This window comes from Denitromonas iodatirespirans (genome assembly GCF_018524365.1).
GTDB classification, from domain to species: Bacteria; Pseudomonadota; Gammaproteobacteria; order Burkholderiales; family Rhodocyclaceae; genus Nitrogeniibacter; species Nitrogeniibacter iodatirespirans.
In genome coordinates, this window is sequence record NZ_JAEKFT010000001.1 from 276,593 (window position 1) to 294,063 (window position 17,471).

Annotated in this window: 20 protein-coding genes; 10 read left to right on the plus strand and 10 right to left on the minus strand. The window is 66.5% G+C overall.

What is annotated here, in order from left to right; all coding sequences use genetic code 11:
- Nucleotide 1: 1 nt before the first annotated feature.
- On the minus strand, nt 2-1,090 hold the full coding sequence (locus tag I8J34_RS01300) for a hydrogenase small subunit (protein ID WP_214359543.1): 1,089 nt from the start codon (nt 1,088-1,090) through the stop codon (nt 2-4).
- A gap of 358 nt (nt 1,091-1,448) precedes the next feature.
- On the opposite strand from I8J34_RS01300, the gene pqqA reads away from it, so the two are divergent.
- The 8 genes from pqqA (at nt 1,449) to I8J34_RS01340 (ending at nt 7,913) form a co-directional block, all read left to right on the plus strand.
- Nucleotides 1,449-1,523 carry a pyrroloquinoline quinone precursor peptide PqqA gene (pqqA, locus tag I8J34_RS25070; protein ID WP_081455968.1) on the plus strand — a complete coding sequence of 25 codons (75 nt, stop codon included), beginning with the start codon at nt 1,449-1,451 and terminating at the stop codon, nt 1,521-1,523.
- A gap of 61 nt (nt 1,524-1,584) precedes the next feature.
- Entirely contained in the window at nt 1,585-1,890 is a 306-nt protein-coding gene (gene pqqD / locus I8J34_RS01310) for a pyrroloquinoline quinone biosynthesis peptide chaperone PqqD (protein ID WP_214359544.1), read from the plus strand.
- 151 nt (nt 1,891-2,041) lie between these two features.
- Complete coding sequence (gene pqqE, locus I8J34_RS01315) at nt 2,042-3,187, plus strand: pyrroloquinoline quinone biosynthesis protein PqqE (RefSeq protein ID WP_214359545.1); 1,146 nt, start codon at nt 2,042-2,044, stop codon at nt 3,185-3,187.
- Nucleotides 3,188-3,292: 105 nt separating this feature from the next.
- A complete protein-coding gene (locus I8J34_RS01320) occupies nt 3,293-3,790 on the plus strand; it encodes a urate hydroxylase PuuD (protein ID WP_214359546.1) in 498 nt (165 codons plus the stop codon).
- On the plus strand, nt 3,787-4,869 hold the full coding sequence (gene serC / locus I8J34_RS01325; protein WP_214359547.1) for a 3-phosphoserine/phosphohydroxythreonine transaminase: 1,083 nt from the start codon (nt 3,787-3,789) through the stop codon (nt 4,867-4,869). Before I8J34_RS01320 ends, serC begins: the two co-directional genes overlap by 4 nt.
- 118 nt (nt 4,870-4,987) lie before the next feature.
- The gene (locus I8J34_RS01330) at nt 4,988-5,728 is read left to right on the plus strand and encodes a dihydroorotate dehydrogenase (RefSeq protein WP_214359548.1); all 741 of its coding nucleotides are present in this window, start codon (nt 4,988-4,990) and stop codon (nt 5,726-5,728) included.
- A 476-nt stretch (nt 5,729-6,204) separates the two neighbouring features.
- On the plus strand, nt 6,205-6,957 hold the full coding sequence (locus I8J34_RS01335) for a hypothetical protein (RefSeq protein ID WP_214359549.1): 753 nt from the start codon (nt 6,205-6,207) through the stop codon (nt 6,955-6,957).
- Nucleotides 6,958-7,067: 110 nt separating this feature from the next.
- Nucleotides 7,068-7,913: a hypothetical protein gene (locus I8J34_RS01340; protein WP_214359550.1), complete on the plus strand. Its 846-nt coding sequence runs from the start codon at nt 7,068-7,070 to the stop codon at nt 7,911-7,913.
- 107 nt (nt 7,914-8,020) lie between these two features.
- Here the strand turns inward: I8J34_RS01340 and hybE are convergent, their stop codons facing one another.
- The 8 genes from hybE to rhtB all read right to left on the minus strand — a co-directional run bounded on the left by hybE (nt 8,021) and on the right by rhtB (nt 15,311).
- Complete coding sequence (gene hybE, locus I8J34_RS01345; RefSeq protein WP_214359551.1) at nt 8,021-8,542, minus strand: [NiFe]-hydrogenase assembly chaperone HybE; 522 nt, start codon at nt 8,540-8,542, stop codon at nt 8,021-8,023.
- A gap of 8 nt (nt 8,543-8,550) precedes the next feature.
- The gene (locus tag I8J34_RS01350; protein ID WP_214359552.1) at nt 8,551-8,832 is read right to left on the minus strand and encodes a HypC/HybG/HupF family hydrogenase formation chaperone; all 282 of its coding nucleotides are present in this window, start codon (nt 8,830-8,832) and stop codon (nt 8,551-8,553) included.
- Nucleotides 8,832-9,353: a HyaD/HybD family hydrogenase maturation endopeptidase gene (gene hybD, locus I8J34_RS01355; RefSeq protein WP_214359553.1), complete on the minus strand. Its 522-nt coding sequence runs from the start codon at nt 9,351-9,353 to the stop codon at nt 8,832-8,834. Before hybD ends, I8J34_RS01350 begins: the two co-directional genes overlap by 1 nt.
- A 1-nt stretch (nt 9,354) precedes the next feature.
- Entirely contained in the window at nt 9,355-11,067 is a 1,713-nt protein-coding gene (locus I8J34_RS01360) for a nickel-dependent hydrogenase large subunit (protein WP_214359554.1), read from the minus strand.
- Between the two features lie 13 nt (nt 11,068-11,080).
- On the minus strand, nt 11,081-12,244 hold the full coding sequence (hybB, locus tag I8J34_RS01365) for a Ni/Fe-hydrogenase cytochrome b subunit (RefSeq protein WP_214359555.1): 1,164 nt from the start codon (nt 12,242-12,244) through the stop codon (nt 11,081-11,083).
- Entirely contained in the window at nt 12,237-13,220 is a 984-nt protein-coding gene (gene hybA / locus I8J34_RS01370; RefSeq protein WP_214359556.1) for a hydrogenase 2 operon protein HybA, read from the minus strand. Before hybA ends, hybB begins: the two co-directional genes overlap by 8 nt.
- 1 nt (nt 13,221) lies before the next feature.
- Entirely contained in the window at nt 13,222-14,379 is a 1,158-nt protein-coding gene (locus tag I8J34_RS01375; protein WP_214359557.1) for a hydrogenase small subunit, read from the minus strand.
- A gap of 317 nt (nt 14,380-14,696) precedes the next feature.
- A complete protein-coding gene (rhtB, locus tag I8J34_RS01380) occupies nt 14,697-15,311 on the minus strand; it encodes a homoserine/homoserine lactone efflux protein (protein ID WP_214359558.1) in 615 nt (204 codons plus the stop codon).
- A gap of 105 nt (nt 15,312-15,416) precedes the next feature.
- Here rhtB and I8J34_RS01385 point away from each other — a divergent pair, with 105 nt between their 5' ends.
- Together I8J34_RS01385 and I8J34_RS01390 are read left to right on the plus strand one after the other, a co-directional pair.
- Nucleotides 15,417-16,052: a glutathione S-transferase family protein gene (locus tag I8J34_RS01385; protein WP_214359559.1), complete on the plus strand. Its 636-nt coding sequence runs from the start codon at nt 15,417-15,419 to the stop codon at nt 16,050-16,052.
- On the plus strand, nt 16,049-16,666 hold the full coding sequence (locus tag I8J34_RS01390; RefSeq protein ID WP_214359560.1) for a LysE family translocator: 618 nt from the start codon (nt 16,049-16,051) through the stop codon (nt 16,664-16,666). The genes I8J34_RS01385 and I8J34_RS01390 overlap by 4 nt, the downstream gene beginning before the upstream one ends.
- On the opposite strand, the gene I8J34_RS01395 is transcribed toward I8J34_RS01390, so the two are convergent.
- The gene (locus I8J34_RS01395) at nt 16,616-17,449 is read right to left on the minus strand and encodes a YiiX/YebB-like N1pC/P60 family cysteine hydrolase (protein WP_214359561.1); all 834 of its coding nucleotides are present in this window, start codon (nt 17,447-17,449) and stop codon (nt 16,616-16,618) included. The two genes, I8J34_RS01390 and I8J34_RS01395, sit on opposite strands and share 51 nt — an antisense overlap.
- Between the last annotated feature and the right edge of the window lie 22 nt (nt 17,450-17,471).

Here is a 17,471-nt window from a genome sequence, read left to right on the forward strand (position 1 = left end):
ATCAGTCCTCTCCCTTCGGCGTATCGATGCCCGTTTTCTGGCGGGCGCGGGCCAGCGCGGTGACCGCGGCATGGGCGGCAATCGAGGCGCCCACCACCCCGGCGGCGGTGCCGCCCACTTTGTCGGCATTGGCTTCGACGCCGAACTGCTGGATGTCGGTGACCCGGTCGTAGAACGAGCCCTTGTCCCAGAAGCCGTCTTCCGAGCAGCCGATGCAGCCATGGCCCGACTGGATGGGGAAGGACACGCCCTCGTTCCAGCGCACCGTCGAACAGGCGTTGTAGGTGGTCGGGCCCTTGCAGCCCATTTTGTAGAGGCAGTAGCCCATGCGCGCCTGGTCGTCGTCCCATTGCTCGACGAACTGCCCGGCGTCGAAGTGCGGGCGGCGATAGCATTTGTCGTGGATCCGCTGGCCGTAGAACATCTTCGGCCGCCCCTGGCGATCCAGCTCGGGCAGGCGGTCGAAGGTCAGCATGTAGGTCACCACCGCCGTCATCACCTCGGCGATCGGCGGGCAACCCGGCACCTTGATGATCGGCTTGTCGAAGATCACCTTGTGCACCGGCGTGGCGCGCGTCGGGTTCGGCTTGGCCGCCTGCACGCAGCCCCACGAGGCACACGAGCCCCAGGAGATGATCGCCTTGCAGTCGGCGGCGGTCTCCTTGAGTTTTTCGATGAAGGGCCGGCCGCTCTGGATGCAGAACATGCCGTCCTCGTTGAGCGGCGGGTTGCCCTCCACCGCCAGGATGTAGTTGCCCTTGTACTTGGCCCGCACCTCGTCGAGGATCGCCTCGGCCTGATGCCCGGCCGCCGCCATCAGCGTGTCGTCGTAGTCGAGCGAGAGCATCGACAGCACCACATCCTTGGTCAGCGGATGCGCCGAGCGGATGAAGGATTCCGAACAACAGGTGCACTCCAGCCCGTGCAGCCAGATCACCGGCGTGCGCGGCTTGGTCTCCAGCGCATGCGCAATCTTTGGCGCGAAGGCCGAACCCAGGCCCAGCGAGGTGGCGGTCAGCGAACAGAACTTGAGGAAACTGCGGCGCGTGATGCCCTGCCGGCGCAGTACCTCGTAGAAGGTGTCGGTCATCGGGGTGTCTCCCTGGTGGGTCTTGTTATCCCCCGCCGGCGGGCGCTCGGCGGAACGTCGGATGACACCATCACAAGAAGCATGCCACCGTGCCGAAAGTCGAAAAACTTGATGTATATCAAGCACCTCCCGACGCACGCACACCCCGCCGAAAAGACCGGACCGGAAAGCAGGTTTCCGGTTTTCGACGGCTACCGCCCAGGCCACTGGCGGATTCACCCCCGAGTCCGCCGCCTTGCCCGTCAATCATGATTTTCAGTAGGCGAATGCGGCAAAAGGCGGATGCCCGGCGCGCAGGCGGCTCTCACTATGAGCCCCAGGCACGGCATGGGGCCGCGCCGCCATTGAGGAGACACACATGACCTGGGAAACCCCCGCCTATTGCGAAATCCGTCTGGGATTCGAAGTCACGGCTTACGTCTACGTCCGCTAAGCCGGTCCGGGGCGGTGGCGGCCTGCCGCCTTCGCCCCCTCTCCGCCCGAGGCCCGCCATCATGACACTTGCATCGACCGCCACCGACCGCCGCCCGCAGCTGTCGCCCCACTTCATGTTCCGCTGGGAAGCCAGCCAGGACGCCTACATCCTGCTCTACCCGGAAGGGCTGATCAAACTCAACCCCTCCGCCGGCGAGATCCTCAAGCGCTGCGACGGCCAACACACCGTGGCCGAGCTGATCGCCGAGCTTCAGGACGCCTTCCCCGGCCCCGCCGACGACATCGACCAGGGCGTGCGCGCCTTTCTCGACGTGGCCACCGACAAGGGCTGGCTGCACGCCGGAGAACTTGTGAAGAAATCGTAGCGAGCAGGGCCGAGTGCAAGGCGCGAGTTCGCGAACGACGAGACATATCGATTGGATAGGCGAGGAGTGAGCGAGTGAGCAACGCAGCAATCGGCACGCGCAGTAGATTTATTCACAAGTTCTGAGACCACCTGCCACAAGGAGCACAACCATGCCAAAAGACAGCAACGGCCTCACGCTCGACGGCCAGGGCAAGCCCCTGTGGCTGTCCCTCGAACTCACCTACCGCTGCCCGCTCAAGTGCAGCTGGTGCAACAACCCGCTGGATTTCGACGACTACGCCGCCCGCGAGCTGACCACCGACGAATGGAAGCGCGTGCTGCGCGAATCGCGCGAGCTGGGCGCCCTGCAGCTGGGCTTTACCGGCGGCGAGCCGCTGCAGCGGCCGGACCTCGAAGAACTGGTGGCCTACGCCAACGCGTTGGGCTTCTACACCAACCTGATCACCTCCGGCATCGGCCTCACCGAAGAGCGCCTGGTGGCGCTCAAGGCCGCCGGGCTCAAGCAGATCCAGCTGTCGCTGCAGGCCACCGAGGCCGCGGTCACCGATGCGCTGGTCGGCGCCACCGCCCACGAGCGCAAGCTCGACGCCGCCCGCCGCATCAAGGCGCACGGCTTTCCGATGGTGCTCAACATGCCGGTCTTCCGCCAGAACATCGGCATGACCGACGCGATGATCGCCTGGGCCGCCGAGCTGGGCATCGAGTACATCGAGTTCGCCAACATCCAGTACTACAACTGGGCGCTGATGAACCGCGACGAACTCATGCCCACCCTCGAACAGGTGCGCGAAGCCGAACAGGTGGTGCAGCGCTGGCGCAACAAACTGGGCAAGAAAATGACGATCTACTTCGTCATCCCCGACTACTACGAAGGCCGCCCCAAGGCCTGCATGAACGGCTGGGGCGCCATCCACCTGACCATCGCCCCCGACGGCGTGGCCATGCCCTGCCAGGAAGCGCGCGTGATCCCCGGCCTCGAATTCGAATCGGTGCGCGACAAGCCGCTGGCCTGGCTGTGGCACGAGTCGCCGCTGTTCCGCAAATATCGCGGGCTCGACTGGCTGCCCGAGCCCTGTGTGTCGTGCGACGAAAAGGAAAAGGACTTCGGCGGCTGCCGCTGCCAGGCCTTCCTGCTCACCGGCGACGCCGGCAACACCGACCCGGCCTGTGGCCGCTCGCCGCATCACGCCCGGGTGCGCGAGGCCGTCGACACCGCCGCCCGCCCGCTGCGCTTTCGCAAGCCGCTGTTCAAGCGCGCCGCCGGCACCGTCACCACCGCCTTTCTGGAGGACTGAGATGCGCCACCCCTACGACACCGCGCGCGGCACCATCGCCCTCGGCATCGCGCTCACCGTGGTGCTGGCGGCACTGGTGCGCCTGCTGGCCGGCTGAGGCGCGCCATGGACATGCTGCTCGACCTCACCCTGCGCTGGGCGCACTTCATCGCCGGCATCATCTGGGTCGGCCACAACTACTCCAGCGTGGTGCAGCGCCCCAGCTGGCAGCCGCTGCGCGCCGACGAGCTGAGCGACGACCGCAGCCCGCGCTTCCAGGCGCTGCTCAACCGCGAGCACGGCTTCTTCCGCTGGGCCTCGGTGGTTACCTGGTGTGCCGGCCTGCTGATGCTGTGGCGCCAGGGCTGGCTCCCCGGCGCGCTCGCCCTGCAAGGCGGCCTGGCGCCGATCGGCATGGGCATGTACATCGGCACGCTGATGATGCTCAACGTCTGGCTGGTGCTGTGGCCGCACCAGAAAAAGGTGCTCGGCCTGGTGCCCGCCGGCATCGACGAGCGCCTGCGCTGCTCGCGCATCACGCACCTGTCGTCGCGCACCAACACCATGCTGTCGATCCCGCTGCTGTTCTTCATGGCCACCGGCAGCCACGGCGGTCTGCTGTGACGGCTTACAGCTTTGCCGCCGGCCCCGCCCGCCTGCCCGACGCCGTGCTCGAACGCGCCCGCGACGCGTTGTTCGTCCGCGGCGTAGACGGCGCCGCCACGCTGGAGCGCCCCTTCACCGGCGACGCCTTCCGCGCCACGCTGGCCCATGCCCGCGAACGCCTCGCCGCGCTGCTCGGCCTGCCGCCCGGCTACCGCATGCTGTTCCTCGCCGGCGGCGCCATGCACCAGTTCTCGCTGCTGCCCATGAACCTGCTCGGCACCGCCCGCTGCGCCGCCTACGCCGACTCCGGCTACTGGTCGCAGCGCGCCATCGACGAAGCCCGGCGCTACACCAAGGTGGTCATTGCCGCGCGCTACACCGGCGCCACCCCGCTGGCCGCGCCGACCGCCGGCCGCTGGCATCTGCCTCCGGGCTGCGCCTACTGCCACATCACCCCCAACGAAACTGTCGACGGCCTGGCCTACCCCGAGCTGCCGCACACCGGCGCCGTGCCGCTGGTGGCCGACGCCACCTCCTGCTTCCTCGCCACGCCGCTCGACATCACCCGCTTCGGCCTGATCTACGCCAGCGCCCAGAAAAACCTCGGTGTGGCCGGCCTCACCGTGCTCGTGGTGCGCGACGAGCTGCTCGGCCGCGTCGCCCCACACGTCCCCACCGCATTCAGCTACCGCATCCAGGCCCAGCAGGACAGCACCTACAACACCCCGCCCACCACCGCCATCCACGTGGCCGCCATGGTCTTCGACTGGATCGCCGACAACGGCGGCCTCACCACCCTGGCCGCCGCCAACCGGCGCAAGGCCGAGCGGATCTACCGTGTCATCGACGGCAGCGGCGGCGTCTACACCGCCCCGGTGGTGCCCGCCCACCGCTCGGTCACCAATATCCGCTTCCACCTCGCCGACACCGCCCTCACCGAACGCTTCATCGCCGAGGCCGAGGCCCACGGCCTGCATCACCTGCGCGGCCACCCCCGCATCGGCGGCCTGCGCGCCAGCCTCTACAACGCCATGCCTGAAGCCGGCGCCAATGCGCTGGCGGAGTTCATGAGCGATTTTGCCCGGCGGTACGGATGAGCCCGCCCCGGTCGTTCCGACATGCGCTCGCACCCGCGTTGCGAGGAAGCGCCGCCGGTCGCGCCCACACACCCACGCCAGCGGCAAGCCACACGCACAGCGACGGCAGAGGCATCCAATGACCCGCCTCCGCCTGCCCTGGCACGACCGCCCCGGCCTCGCCGGCGGCATCGACACCGACGGCAGCCGAGCCGGCGAATTGCTACAACTGGGCTTCGGCAGCGTCGAGTTCGGCACCGTCGCCGCCCACCCGCAAGCCCCCAACCCGCTCGCCCCGCTGGTCGCCCGCCTCTCCGCCCTGCCATCACGCAACCCCGGCAGCAGCGCCATCGGTATCGGCATCGGCCTGTCCCCCGGCGCGCCCGCCACCGCCGTGCCGGGGCAATGGCTCGACGGCCTGCATGGCGCCTGGCAGGCGGCCGACTACCTCAGCTTCAACCTCAGCGCCCGCGCCCACCGCCCGCTGCTGGCGCCCGAACACCACACCATGCTGGCCATCACCCTGCGCGTCCTGGCCCGCGAGCGCGACCGCCTGCCCCGACGCGTCGCCCTGGCCCTCAAACTGCCGCTCGGCGAGCACCACACCCCCCTACCCGCCATCGCCGACGCCGCCGCCCACGCCGGCATCGACAGCCTCACCCTCGTCCTCGCCGACCCGCCCGCCAACCGCACCGACCAACTCACCCGCCTCGCCGCCCTCGCCCGCCACCTCCCCACCGGCCCCGCCCTCGTCGCCGTCGGCGGCATCCGCAACGCCCACGACGCCCGCGCAGCCCTCGACGCCGGCGCCTCGGCCGTGCAGGTTCACCGCGCTTTCACCCAGCACGGCCCGGCCTGCCTGAACAACCTCAGCCCGTAGGGCTCGACGCGCCGCATCAGCGCACATCACAAGTCGAGATCCGCGGCAGGCAGATTGCCTACCTCGTCCGCAAGATTTAGGGCAAAGGAGGAAGTGCCGCCGCCGATGAGTGGTCTGCGGTTGCGCATCAGCGTTTGGCGCTGGATCGGTGATTGTTGGGCTTCATTTCATTCAGCCCAAGCTACGCGCACTGACAAGGCTTTAGACGCCAAAAACCAACGTCCGTCGTTGAGCATCAGGTTAGTTGCTCGATCCCCTGATCATCGCCGTCAGCGACTCAGCGTGCATTGCCGCGTTCGAACATCGCGTCGGATAGGCCAACCACCTACACACGCCCACATGGCATCAAAAATTTTTCACATGGGGTATGCCGAATTACTTCCAAGCGATAGAATCCCACCGTTTGTAAGCATATGTTTCCATCCTCGGGTCACAGCCCTGCCCGCATGGAATCCAGATCGTTAAGGAGACTTCACTTGGACCGAGTCAAGCAATTCATCATCGTAGCGACCGCACTCCTCATGGCTGCCTGCTCCTCGGCGCCGAAACAGCCGATTGCCTTCAATGCAGAAACCATCAAAGGCGAAAGCAACCGGATTGCCATCCAGATGGGTGCCGTACCGGAAGCCATTACGACTTTTCCGGGTGCCGGATGTCTTCTATGCGTCGGGATTGCAATGGCGGCGCATTCCGACCTGAGTTCGCATGTCCATTCTCTCAAGCCAGACGAATTGGCTTCGTTGCCACAACGTCTGGCAGACACACTGCGCGCTCAGGGGGCGGAGGTTTCGATACTCAAGGAGCCGGTGGATCTCGAAGCGCTGTCCAGCAACTCCGGGAAAGGCGACGACAGCCGTCAAACGGAAAAGGACTTCCGGCCTTTGTCGGAACGTCTTGGTGCCGACAAACTTCTTGTCATCACCACATACAATTCAGGTGTGCTTCGCAAATATTCCCAATACGTGCCGGTTGATGTCCCAGAGGCATTTTTCTGGGGTGTTAGCTACATGGTGGACCTGAAATCCAATACGTATGTCTGGTACGCACCGCTCAATCGGAGCCGCAAGGCGGAAGGCGCTTGGAACGAACCGCCGAACTTCCCGGGCTTGACCAACGCGTACTATCAGGTCCTGGCTGAATCGACAGATTACCTCGCGGGCGAACTCTCAAATAAGAGTGACGCATCGAGCGCGAAGCGGGTGGCAACAGCGACCGTTCAGGCCAAATGATGCGGCGCGAGCTTTCGAGCCGTCTGCAAGGCATGCTTGGGCTGGCGATTGTCTGCACGACGATCCTGGCCGGATGCGTGACACCACCAGTCAAACCTCAGGTGAGGCTGGTGGATGCTGCAGCCGCCGCGAGGCTGGAGGGGCCATGGGTCGCAGTGGTCGGGGAGAATCGGCCCTTCCCATTTTTGGGTGAGTACCGCGACAACGGCTCCACCAACGCGTATCAAATGCTCTATCCGGCACCCAACATGGCAGCCTTCATTGCAGGGGTCGCAACCCACGCGGCACTGCAAAGTGCGGCAAACGATGCACGTGCCACAGCTCAATCCCGACAGTCCGATCGCGTTCTCGCGCCATATGTAAATGCCATTGGGAAATTGGATACCCATGGTGTTTTCCATGAAGCATTGCGCATGCGCCAATCACAGGCTGAGATTTCCATGTCAGCCGACGCTACTTCGGCTTCATCTCTGCAGGTACACCTGGCTGCTCATGCAATCATGGCGCAAAGCCAGCGAGCATTGATTGTTGACCTTGTTGCCAGAATCGATCAAATGGCAGGACAGGATGATGAGTTCGCATTCGTCCACAAAGTGCGAGTCATTTCTGACCCGATCCTCGCCGAGGACGACGCAGTTAGCATGTACTGGCTCGAAAATGACGGCCATCGTTTGAAAACGACAACAGAGAACTTGCTGGCAAAGGCCATCGATCTATTTGTCGCCGATGCCACTCGTCATCTTGCACCAAGTACTTTGAGTCAGATCTCGGCGCGGTACCGCTTCGGGAACGAGCAGCGAACCGAGCGGGCGGACCTCCTTGCGGAGCCATGCGGCCGACAAATACTACGCACCTTGAGGGGCTGGGTATTGTCCGTGCCAGTCTGGCAGTTGCCGGAAAAAAGGGCGTGCCAAGCGCCCGTCCAGTCGAATCTGCCATATTTGCCACCAGCGTAACCTGGTCTCGCGCGCGAATACCGGAGCAATCGAAGACGGTCTGTAGGCATCGAATGGTTGATCCCGTGGCCTATGGTGTCTGGCTACGCGGCCCGTTCCGGCCTCTCCTACCGTCCTCCCGACAGCCGCAGGAATTCCCGTCGTCCTCGATCGACCGCCGGTTTCGGGGGCGACTCCGGAGTCTCCGGCGCGGTCAGCGCGGTGCGGAGAGCGTCGCGCACAACGGCTTCGGCGGTGGCCATGTCCGCCAGCCCGGAAACGCTATTCACGAGGGGAAAGTACTGGAACGCCGGGAGCAGGCCGTCGCTGCTGTCAGCAATGAACGGCAACGTGCCGACGGGCAGCGCGACCGGGCTGCGGGTACCAGCGGAGACGTCGGCCCACAGCGTGCCACCGCCGGGCAGGAGCATGAGTTGCACGCACCAGGGGGTGACGAGGCCGCCGAGCCAGTCGCCGTCGATGCGTGCGAAGCGCAGGGCGCGCACTTGCAGGGCGTCGTTCACGAAGGGCAGGCCTTGCATGGCGGTGCGCCAGACGGTGTCGAAGTGGGCTTGCACGGCGTCTTGCGGCGAGGCGGCCCACGGCGTGGCGACGACGGGCGGCGGTGGGGTCCAGGCCGGGATGCGCATGCGGGCGCTCAGGGGCGGGCGTGGCCGGTCAGGTCGGTGAAGTAGCGCTGGGGGTCGTAGTCGCCGTCGAGCGAGGCGGCGAGCGCTTCGAGGGCTTCTTCGATGAGGGCGAGCTGTTCGGCTTCGACCACTTCCTTGGCGAAGCCGAGTTGCACCAGCACCCAGGTGTCGACGGGCTGCGGGCCGACGAAGAGCATGTTGACCCGCTCGCGGCGCTCACCGCGGGCGACGATGGCGACGTGACCGCCGGCTTCGAGTTCGACCACCTGCATGGGGATGGACAGGCACATCAGGCGGCCTCGGCGCGGCGTGGTGTGCAGGGCACGCCGGCACTGTGCAGCGCGCTGACGATGGCGGCCTCGGCCTCGGGCAGCGCGGCGGCGACGGCCTGGGTGAGTGTCATGCCGGTGTCGACGCTGACCGGCTGCACGCCGACCACCACCACCCGGCGCGGCGCGCGGTCGGTGAAGTGCAGCGTGGCGAGCACGTCGGAGAGGCCGACCTGGTGCGGCGAGAGCTTGGTGCGGAAGAAGGCGGGCACGTCGTCGTCCTGGAGCACCACCACGCTGGCCGGCGGACGGCCGGTGCGCACGCAGTCGGCAATCACCAGCAGATCGAGATTTTCGAGGTCTTCGAGCATCTCCATGGCGCAGGTGCCGCCGTCGAGCACGGTGACCCACTCGGGCAGGCGGTAGCCGGCCTCGATGCGCTCAACGAGGCGCACGCCCACGCCTTCGTCCGAGAGGAGGATGTTACCCACGCCGAGCAGGGCGACTCGGCGCGGGGCATCCGGGCGGGAGGCGGTGTGCATGTCAGGCGGCCTTCACGGTGACCACTTCGGTGTGCTCGGTGTCGAGGATGTGCACCGCGCAGGCCAGACAGGGGTCGAAGGAATGCACCGTGCGCAGCACTTCGAGCGGCTGCTCGGGGTCGGCCACCGGGTTGTCGAGCAGGCAGGCTTCGTACGCGCCCGGCGCGTCGTGCTCGTTGCGCGGAGCGGCGTTCCAGGTGGTGGGCACCACGCACTGGTAGTTGTCGATCTTGCCGTCCTTGATCACCACCCAGTGCGAGAGCACGCCGCGCGGCGCTTCGTGAAAGCCCACGCCGCGCTGCTCGCCCTTGGGGAAGGTGGGCGGGTTGAAGGTGGTGAGGTCGCCCTTGCCCATGTTGTCGACCAGGCGGTCCCACTGCGCGGCGAGCTCGTCCACCTGCACCGCGCAGGCGACGGCGCGTGCGGCATGGCGGCCGATGGTGGAGTGCATGGCGTCGAGCCCGACCTTGATGCCGGCAATGGACGAGACGCGCTCGAGCGTGGCGGTGGCGTAGCGCGCGGTCGGTTCGTGGCCGGCGGCGAGGCCGGCGAGCACGCGCGCCAGCGGGCCGACCTGCATGGGCTTGCCGTAGAAGGTGGGCGACTTGAGCCAGGAGTATTTGCCCTCGTCCTGGAAGTCGGTGTAGTTCGGGGTGGTTTCGCCCTCGTAGGGGTGCAGGCTCTTGTCGTTGCCGCCCTTGTAGTCGTACCACGAGTGCTTGACCGCCTCGCTCACGCCGTCGAGGAAGTACTTGTCGTGGAAGGTGTTGATCGCCTTGAAGGTCGACAGGTCCCCGCCCGCGATATGACCGCCCGGGATGGCGAATGTCTCGCCTTTGCCGTCGAGCGGGATGTCGGGCACGCACAGGTAGTCGGTGATGCCGCGGCCGACCTGGGTCCACTCGGGGTAGAAGGCGCCGATGGCGGCTACATCCACGAGGTAGACGTTCTTCACGAAGTCGTCGAGCTTGCCGATCCACTCCTTCACCGCGAGCAGGCGCTCCATGGTGAGCACCGACTGCGCATCGAGCGCCAGCGGGTTGGCCACACCGCCCACCGCCACGTTCTGGATGTGCGGGGACTTCGAACCGAGCACCGACACGATCTTGCTGGCGTAGCGCTGCACTTCGAGCGCCTGCAGATAGTGCGACACGGCGAGCAGGTTCACCTCGGGCGTGAGCTTCATCGCCGGGTGGCCCCAGTAGCCGTTGGTGAAGATGCCCAGCTGGCCGGTGCCGACGAAACCTGTGAGCCGCTCCTTGACCTTGGCGAACTCATGCTTCGAGTTACCCGACCAGTTCGACAGGCTCTCGGCGAGGGCGCTGGTCTTGGCCGGGTCGGCCTTGAGGGCGCTGGTGACGTCCACCCAGTCGAGCGCGGACAGGTGGTAGAAATGCACGATGTGATCGTGGATCGCGTGCGCCAGGATGATCAGGTTGCGGATGCTGTTGGCGTTGACCGGGATCTCCAGGTTCAGCGCGTTTTCCACCGCGCGCACCGAGGCGATGGCATGCACCGTGGTGCACACCCCGCAGATGCGCTGGGTGATGGCCCAGGCATCGCGCGGGTCGCGCCCGGTGAGGATGTTCTCCACCCCGCGCCACATCTGGCCCGAGGCCCAGGCCTTGGAGACGCGGCCGTCATTCACTTCCACGTCGACACGCAGATGGCCTTCGATGCGGGTGACGGGGTCGATGGTGATGCGTTGGCTCATGACTGGGTTCTCCTCAATGGGCACCGTGCACCGCGTCTTCGCGCGGCAGCACCGGGAAGCGGCGGGTAATGACGATGTAGGCAAGAATCTCGATGGCGAACATGCCGAAGGTGACCAGCATCTCGGGCACGGACGGGAAGTAACTCCAGCCCTCGCCGGTGTCGTAGCCGACCAGGAAGGCGTTGATGCGCAGCAGCACGCCGCCGAGCATCAGCAGCGCGCCGGCCACGAAGAGCCGCGCCGGGTTGCGCCGCGCGGCCTGGGCGCGCAGCAGCACGAAGGGCGCGACGAAGCAGGCTGTCTCGAGCCAGAACATGGCCGCCTGCACGCTGCCCTCGAAGGCATAGCCGAGCGCGCCGCGGACGATGAGATCGCCGAAGCGCACCGCCAGGAACACGCCGAGCATGCCGAGCATGATCTTGGAGAGCGGCGTGAGCAGGTGCATCTCGATCGTGCGCCGGTAGCCGGCCGCCGCCAGGCAGGACTCGAACAGCACCACGGCGTAGCCCATGGTGATGGCCGAGATCAGGAAGATCAGCGGCAGCACGATGCTCTGCCACAGCGGGTGGATCTGCGTGCCGAAAACCACCAGCAAGGAGCCGAGCGAGCTCTGGTGCATCATCGGCAGTACGGTGCCCAGGGCGATGAAGAAGAACATCGCCTTGTTCACCTTGCGCCTGGCGTCCTTCATGCCCCACTTCTCGAAGAAAGTCGGCGAGAACTCGATCCACATCACCACGATGTAGAGCGAGATGCAGGCGGCCACCTCGAACATCACCGAGTTGGGCGAGGCATAGCCGGGCGCGAGGATGTGCCAGAAGTTCCACCAGCGGCCGAGGTCGAACAGCACGCCGACGCCGGCCAGCGTGTAGCCGAAGAGGCTGGCCAGCAGCGCCGGGCGCACCAGCGGGTGGTACTCGCCCTTGTTGAAGATGTACACCAGCATGGCCACCGAGAAGCCGCCGCAGGCGAAGGCCGAGCCGATCACCACGTCGGCCACCACCCAGATGCCCCAGGGGTAGCCGTCGTTGAGATTCGTCACTGTCCCCAGGCCATAGACGAAGCGCACGGCGAGGATCGCCAGCGCGGCCAGAATCAGCACGCCGAGCACGAAGGTGACCGGCGACAACAGCCGCCCGCCGACCGGTGCCGGCGCAGCGTGTGCGTGCTTAGTCATGATCGCCTCCTTCGTCGTCATGCTTCACATTGCGCTTGGCCACCCAGGTCATCGCGCCGAGCACCGCCAACGGCAGCACCAGGCCGCCGTACAGCGTGTGCTGCAAGGTCTCGGACTGCGAGGAGAACGAGCGCTCGGGCAGCGGCCGGTGGCCGAGTTTGTCGAATGGCACCGCCGCCAGCTTGAGCATCTGCGTGCCGCCGACTTCTTTCTCGCCGTAGATGTGCTGCACATAGACCGGCGCCGGGCCGTTCCACGACGGCTGGTCGCCAGTCGTGAGGTTGCCGCGCGGCCAGGTGGTCTCGGCGCCTGGGGTGAGGGCCAGCCGGCGCTTCGCCTCGGCCTTGAGCTCACTGACCTTGCCGAACAGCGTCGCACCGGTCGGGCACACCTCGGCACAGGCGGCGTACTTGCCCTCGGGCAGGCGATGGCGGCACAGCTCGCACTTGCCGATCTTGCCGGTGGGCGAGTCGTAGTCGTACTTGGGGATGCCGAACGGGCAGGCCGCCACGCAGTAGCGGCAGCCGATGCAGGCGTCGGGGTCGTAGCCGACGATGCCGGTCACCGGGTCCTTGGTCATCGCCGACACCGGGCAGGCCGACACGCAGCTCGGATCCACGCAGTGCAGGCAGGAACTCTTCATGAAGGCGTAGCCGTCCTGCACCTGATCCTTGTGCATGCCGCTGCCGTCGACATAGGCCTTGATCACGTTGAAGGTCTTGGCGGTGGTGTCGACCGGCACATCCCAGGCCGCCTCGATCGGCGTGGCGTAGTCCAGCGGCAGGCCGTTGGCGTCCTTGCAGGCGGCCACGCAGGCCTTGCAGCCGATGCACAGGGTCGAATCGAAGAGCAGGCCCACCGCGTCGGGTGAGATCTGGGCATTGCCGCGCGCACTGGCGTCGGTGCAGGTGGCGGCGCCCGCCACCGCTGCACTGCCGGCCAGGGCGCGCTTCAGAAAGTCGCGCCGGCTGGCCATGTCACACCTCGCTCTTGTCGGTGTTCGCCTCGGCCTCGGCGTGCTGCTTGCCGAGATTGCGCGCCAGCACCGCGCCGGCGCCGGCCGCCGCGCCGGCCACCCCGGCCAGTACCGCCGCCGAACCCAGCGTGGCGCCCTGCCCCTGCGATTCGTGCAGGCCCGGATACATCGCCGGCGGCTCGACGTTCTTCACCTTGGCGAGCATGTGGATCGGCTTGGTAAAGCCCACGCCTTCCTCGGTGCAGCCAATACAGGGGTGGCCGCAGCCCACCGGCCAGGTGCCGGCGCCGGCATCGCCGAACAGCACGGTCGGGCAGTTGGCGTAGGTCTCGGGCCCCTTGCAGCCGAGCTTGTAGAGGCAGTAGCCCTTGCGATGGCCGTCGTCGCCGAACTGCAGCGCGAAGCGGCCGGCGTCGAAGTGCGCGCGGCGCTCGCAGTTCTCATGCACCAGGCGCGAGTAGGCGAACAGCGGGCGGTTGAGGTGATCGACCGGCGGCAGGCTACCGAAGGTGAGGAAGTGCACCACCGTGGCCAGGAAGTTGTAGGGGTTGGGCGGGCAGCCGGGGATGGTGACCACCGGCTTGTCGATGATCTTGTTCACCCCCACCGCGCCGGTCGGGTTCGGATCGGTCGAGGGCATGCCGCCCCACGACGCACAGGAGCCGATGGCGATCACCGCCGCGGCATGCTCGGCGCACTCGCGGGTCAGCTCGATCGCCGTCTTGTTGCCCACCTTGCAATACACCCCGCCGTCGCGCGTCGGAATCGCCCCTTCGACCACCAGCAGGTACTTGCCCTTGTTGGCCGCCATGGCCGCATTGCGCGCGGCCTCCACCTGGTGGCCGGCGGCGGCGAACAGGGTCTCGTGGTAGTCGAGGGAGATGACGTCGAGGATCAGCTTTTCGAGCGTGGGGTGCTCGGCGCGCAGCATCGACTCGGTACAGCCGGTGCATTCCTGAAAATGCAGCCAGATCACCGACGGCCTTTTGGCCGCCTCCATGGCCTGCTGCACCGCCGCCTCGGCGCCCTTGGGCAAGCCCAGCGTGGTGGCCAGCGTGGCGCAGAACTGCATGAAACTGCGCCGGCTCATCTCGAGGCGCTTCTCGATCGGGCGCGCCGTCGTGGCGACACCCGCGTGGTCGTTCGAACTGGGAACCATGTCTCCCCCCTGTGCCAGATGCCGGTGCTCCGCGGCACCGTTGGGAGGAGTCACTACCAAGAAGCGTGCCACCCGGACGGTGGCACAAAAGTCGTTTTATTTCATTGGCTTGGCTAACGCCGCCGCGCAGACGGTCGGCCGCGGCCTGAACACCCGGCGGCCGAAAAAGGAAACTTGATTACCAGCCAAATCATCGCTGCGACATCGTTTATTTTTGATATATATCAATTAGTTGCATAAACACACCGCCTTTCCACATGGAACATCGGACAAAAACCGGAAACCTGACTCCCGGTTTTTTTGATACATATCAATTTTCAGCGATTCGATGAGGCCGCCAGTGCCGCACCGGCACCGATGAACAGGCCGCCGAACAGTCGGTTCTGCATCCGCTGCACCCGCACACTGGCCAGCCACGGGCGTATCCGGGCGGCGAGCCCCGCATAGCAGGACATGACCACCACATCCACCGCCACCATGGTCGCGCCGATGATGGTGAACTGCAGCCACTCCGAACCGCCCGGCCGGATGAACTGGGGCACCAGCGCGGCGATGAAGACGATGGCCTTGGGGTTGGTGAGATTGACCAGCACGCCCGAGGTGAAGAGCCGTTGCCGGCGCGCCAGCGGCGCACTGCCGAGCCCGTGCGGAACCGCGCGCCACTTCTGGATGCCCAGCCACACCAGATACAACGCACCGACAACCTTGAGCACCAGAAACGCGGTTGCCGAAGCGGCAAGCACCGCCCCCAGCCCCGCACCGATGATCGCCAGCTGGATCAGCAAGGCCAGTTGCAGGCCGGCAATGGCGCGCGCCGCCGCGGCAAAGCCATGCTGCGCGCCCACGCTCAGGGTCATCACCGCACCGGGCCCGGGCGTCAGCGAGATGATGATCGATGCCGCCAGAAAGGCCAGCCAGAGATGTCCATCCATGTGTCATGCTCCTCAAGGAAACGACCGGGCCGCCCCGGCGTCCTGGCCCCTTCGGGGGCGCTCAGAATGTGTCATACCATGCCGTCAACACCGCCGGAGAACAAGATGCTGACCGTTTTTGGCTGCCCCAACAGCCGCTCGCTGCGCACCGTCTGGGCGCTGGAAGAAGCCGGCGCCGACTACGACTATGTGTTCGTGGACCTCTTCAAGGGCGCAGGCCGCCAGCCCGCCTTCCTGGCCATCAACCCGGCCGGCAAGGTGCCGGCCCTCAGGCTGGACGACGGTTCGGTGATCACCGAAACCGGCGCCATCGGCCTATGGATCGCCGAACACTTTCCGGATGCCGACCTCCTGCCCACCGAAGCCAGCGCCCGGACGCAAGCGCTGCGCTGGCTGTGCTTCTGCCTCACGGAGCTGGAACAGCCCCTGTGGACCATCGCCAAGCATCGCTTCGCCCTGCCGGAGAAGCGTCGCCTGCCGGCGATCGAAGACACCGCCCGCTGGGAATTCAACACCGCCGCCGCGTTGCTCGCCCGGCATCTCGAAGCAACGCCCTGGCTGGCCGGCGATCGCTTCAGCCTCGCCGACATCTTCGCCAGCCACTGCCTGGCATGGGCCAAATCCGCCAAAGTGTCCCTGGAAGGCGCGGTGCTGCCAAGCTATCTTGAACGCAACTGGGCCCGCCCGTCCCTGCAACGCGCCCTCACCCGCGAAGCGGCCGAAAAGGAGCAACAATCATGACACTCACCTCCGCCCTGGCACTCGCCGGCGCCGTCTTCGTGCTGGCCGTGACGCCCGGCCCGGCCGTGGCCAGCATCACCGCCCGCACGCTCGGCTCGGGGCTCGGCGCGGCCTTGTGGCATGTGGCCGGCATCGCGCTGGGCGACATCGTGCTGATCGCCCTGGCCTGCCTGGGCATGACCACGCTGGCGCAGAACTACGGCGAGGTGTTTCTGGCGGTGAAGTGGCTCGGCGCCGCCTACCTGATCTGGCTGGGCATCGGCGCCTTGCGCGGCGACGACACGCCCCCGGCGGAGTTGCCGCCCGGCCCCTCGGCCGGCTATTTCAAGGATGCGCTCACCGGCCTCCTGACCACGCTCGGCAACCCCAAGGCGATTCTCTTCTACGCCGCCTTCTTCCCGACCTTCATCGATCTGGCGAGCATCACCTTTGTCGACTTCCTGCTGGTGTGTGCCATCGCCTGCTCGATGGTCTTCGTGGTGCTGGCCGGCTACGCCCTGCTGGCCGCCCGGGCGCGCCGCCTGCTGCGCGACCGGCGGGCAGTCCGCGCCATGAACCGGGTCTCAGGCGGGGTGCTGGTCGGCACCGGCGTAGTCATTGCCGCCCGTAGCTGAGGCGTCGCCCACGCGCGGCGCGTCCCACACCAGCGACCGGTAGTCCAGCCCGCCATCGATGCTCGGCTTGATGATCGCGAAATAAGGCGAGATGTCGAAGTCTCGCGGCGTAAACAGGCTGTGATGCCGCACGCGCAGCACCTCGGTTTCGCAGCTATTGCAGTGACGCGGATCGCCCGGCCGCGACGGGCGCCGGATCACCTCCGGCAGGATCGGATAGCCGATGCTCTGGAAGGCCTGCGCAATCAGCGTCGAGCAGATCGCCCGTGTCGGCTCACCGCTGCCGAGCGACAACAGGCGACGCCGGAAGCGCGTCGGCACCGGCGGCGTCGGCAGCAGGTAGCGCGCCAGATCGACGATGTTCTTCAGGTCGTACTGGTAGCCGATACGTGATACGGCGTAGGCGATCACCGCCTGGCGGTCCTTGATGCTCAGCCCGACCGGCCGGCAGATGCGCGTGTGCATGCCGTCGTATTTGGACAGCGACACCGCCTCGACGCCATTTTCGGTATCGGCTTCGATCAGCACCAGCGGCTCGCTGGTCGGCCCCGACACGACCCCCGGGCCGATATACAGGGCCGCGTGCGACCAGGTGGACTGGGTGAGGTACTTGATGGCAGCACTGATGCGGCGGTTGCCCTCGACCAACAGGATGTCGCCGGGCAGAAGCGCGCGCTGCAGGCGTTCGGCAGAATGCGTGGCCAGCGGCGTGTAGCTCGGCAGTTCGGCATTCAGGTAGCTCGCCAGCAAACGACCGATGCCGCGCAGTATCCGGTTCGCCATCGACACGCCTCATGATTCAGGG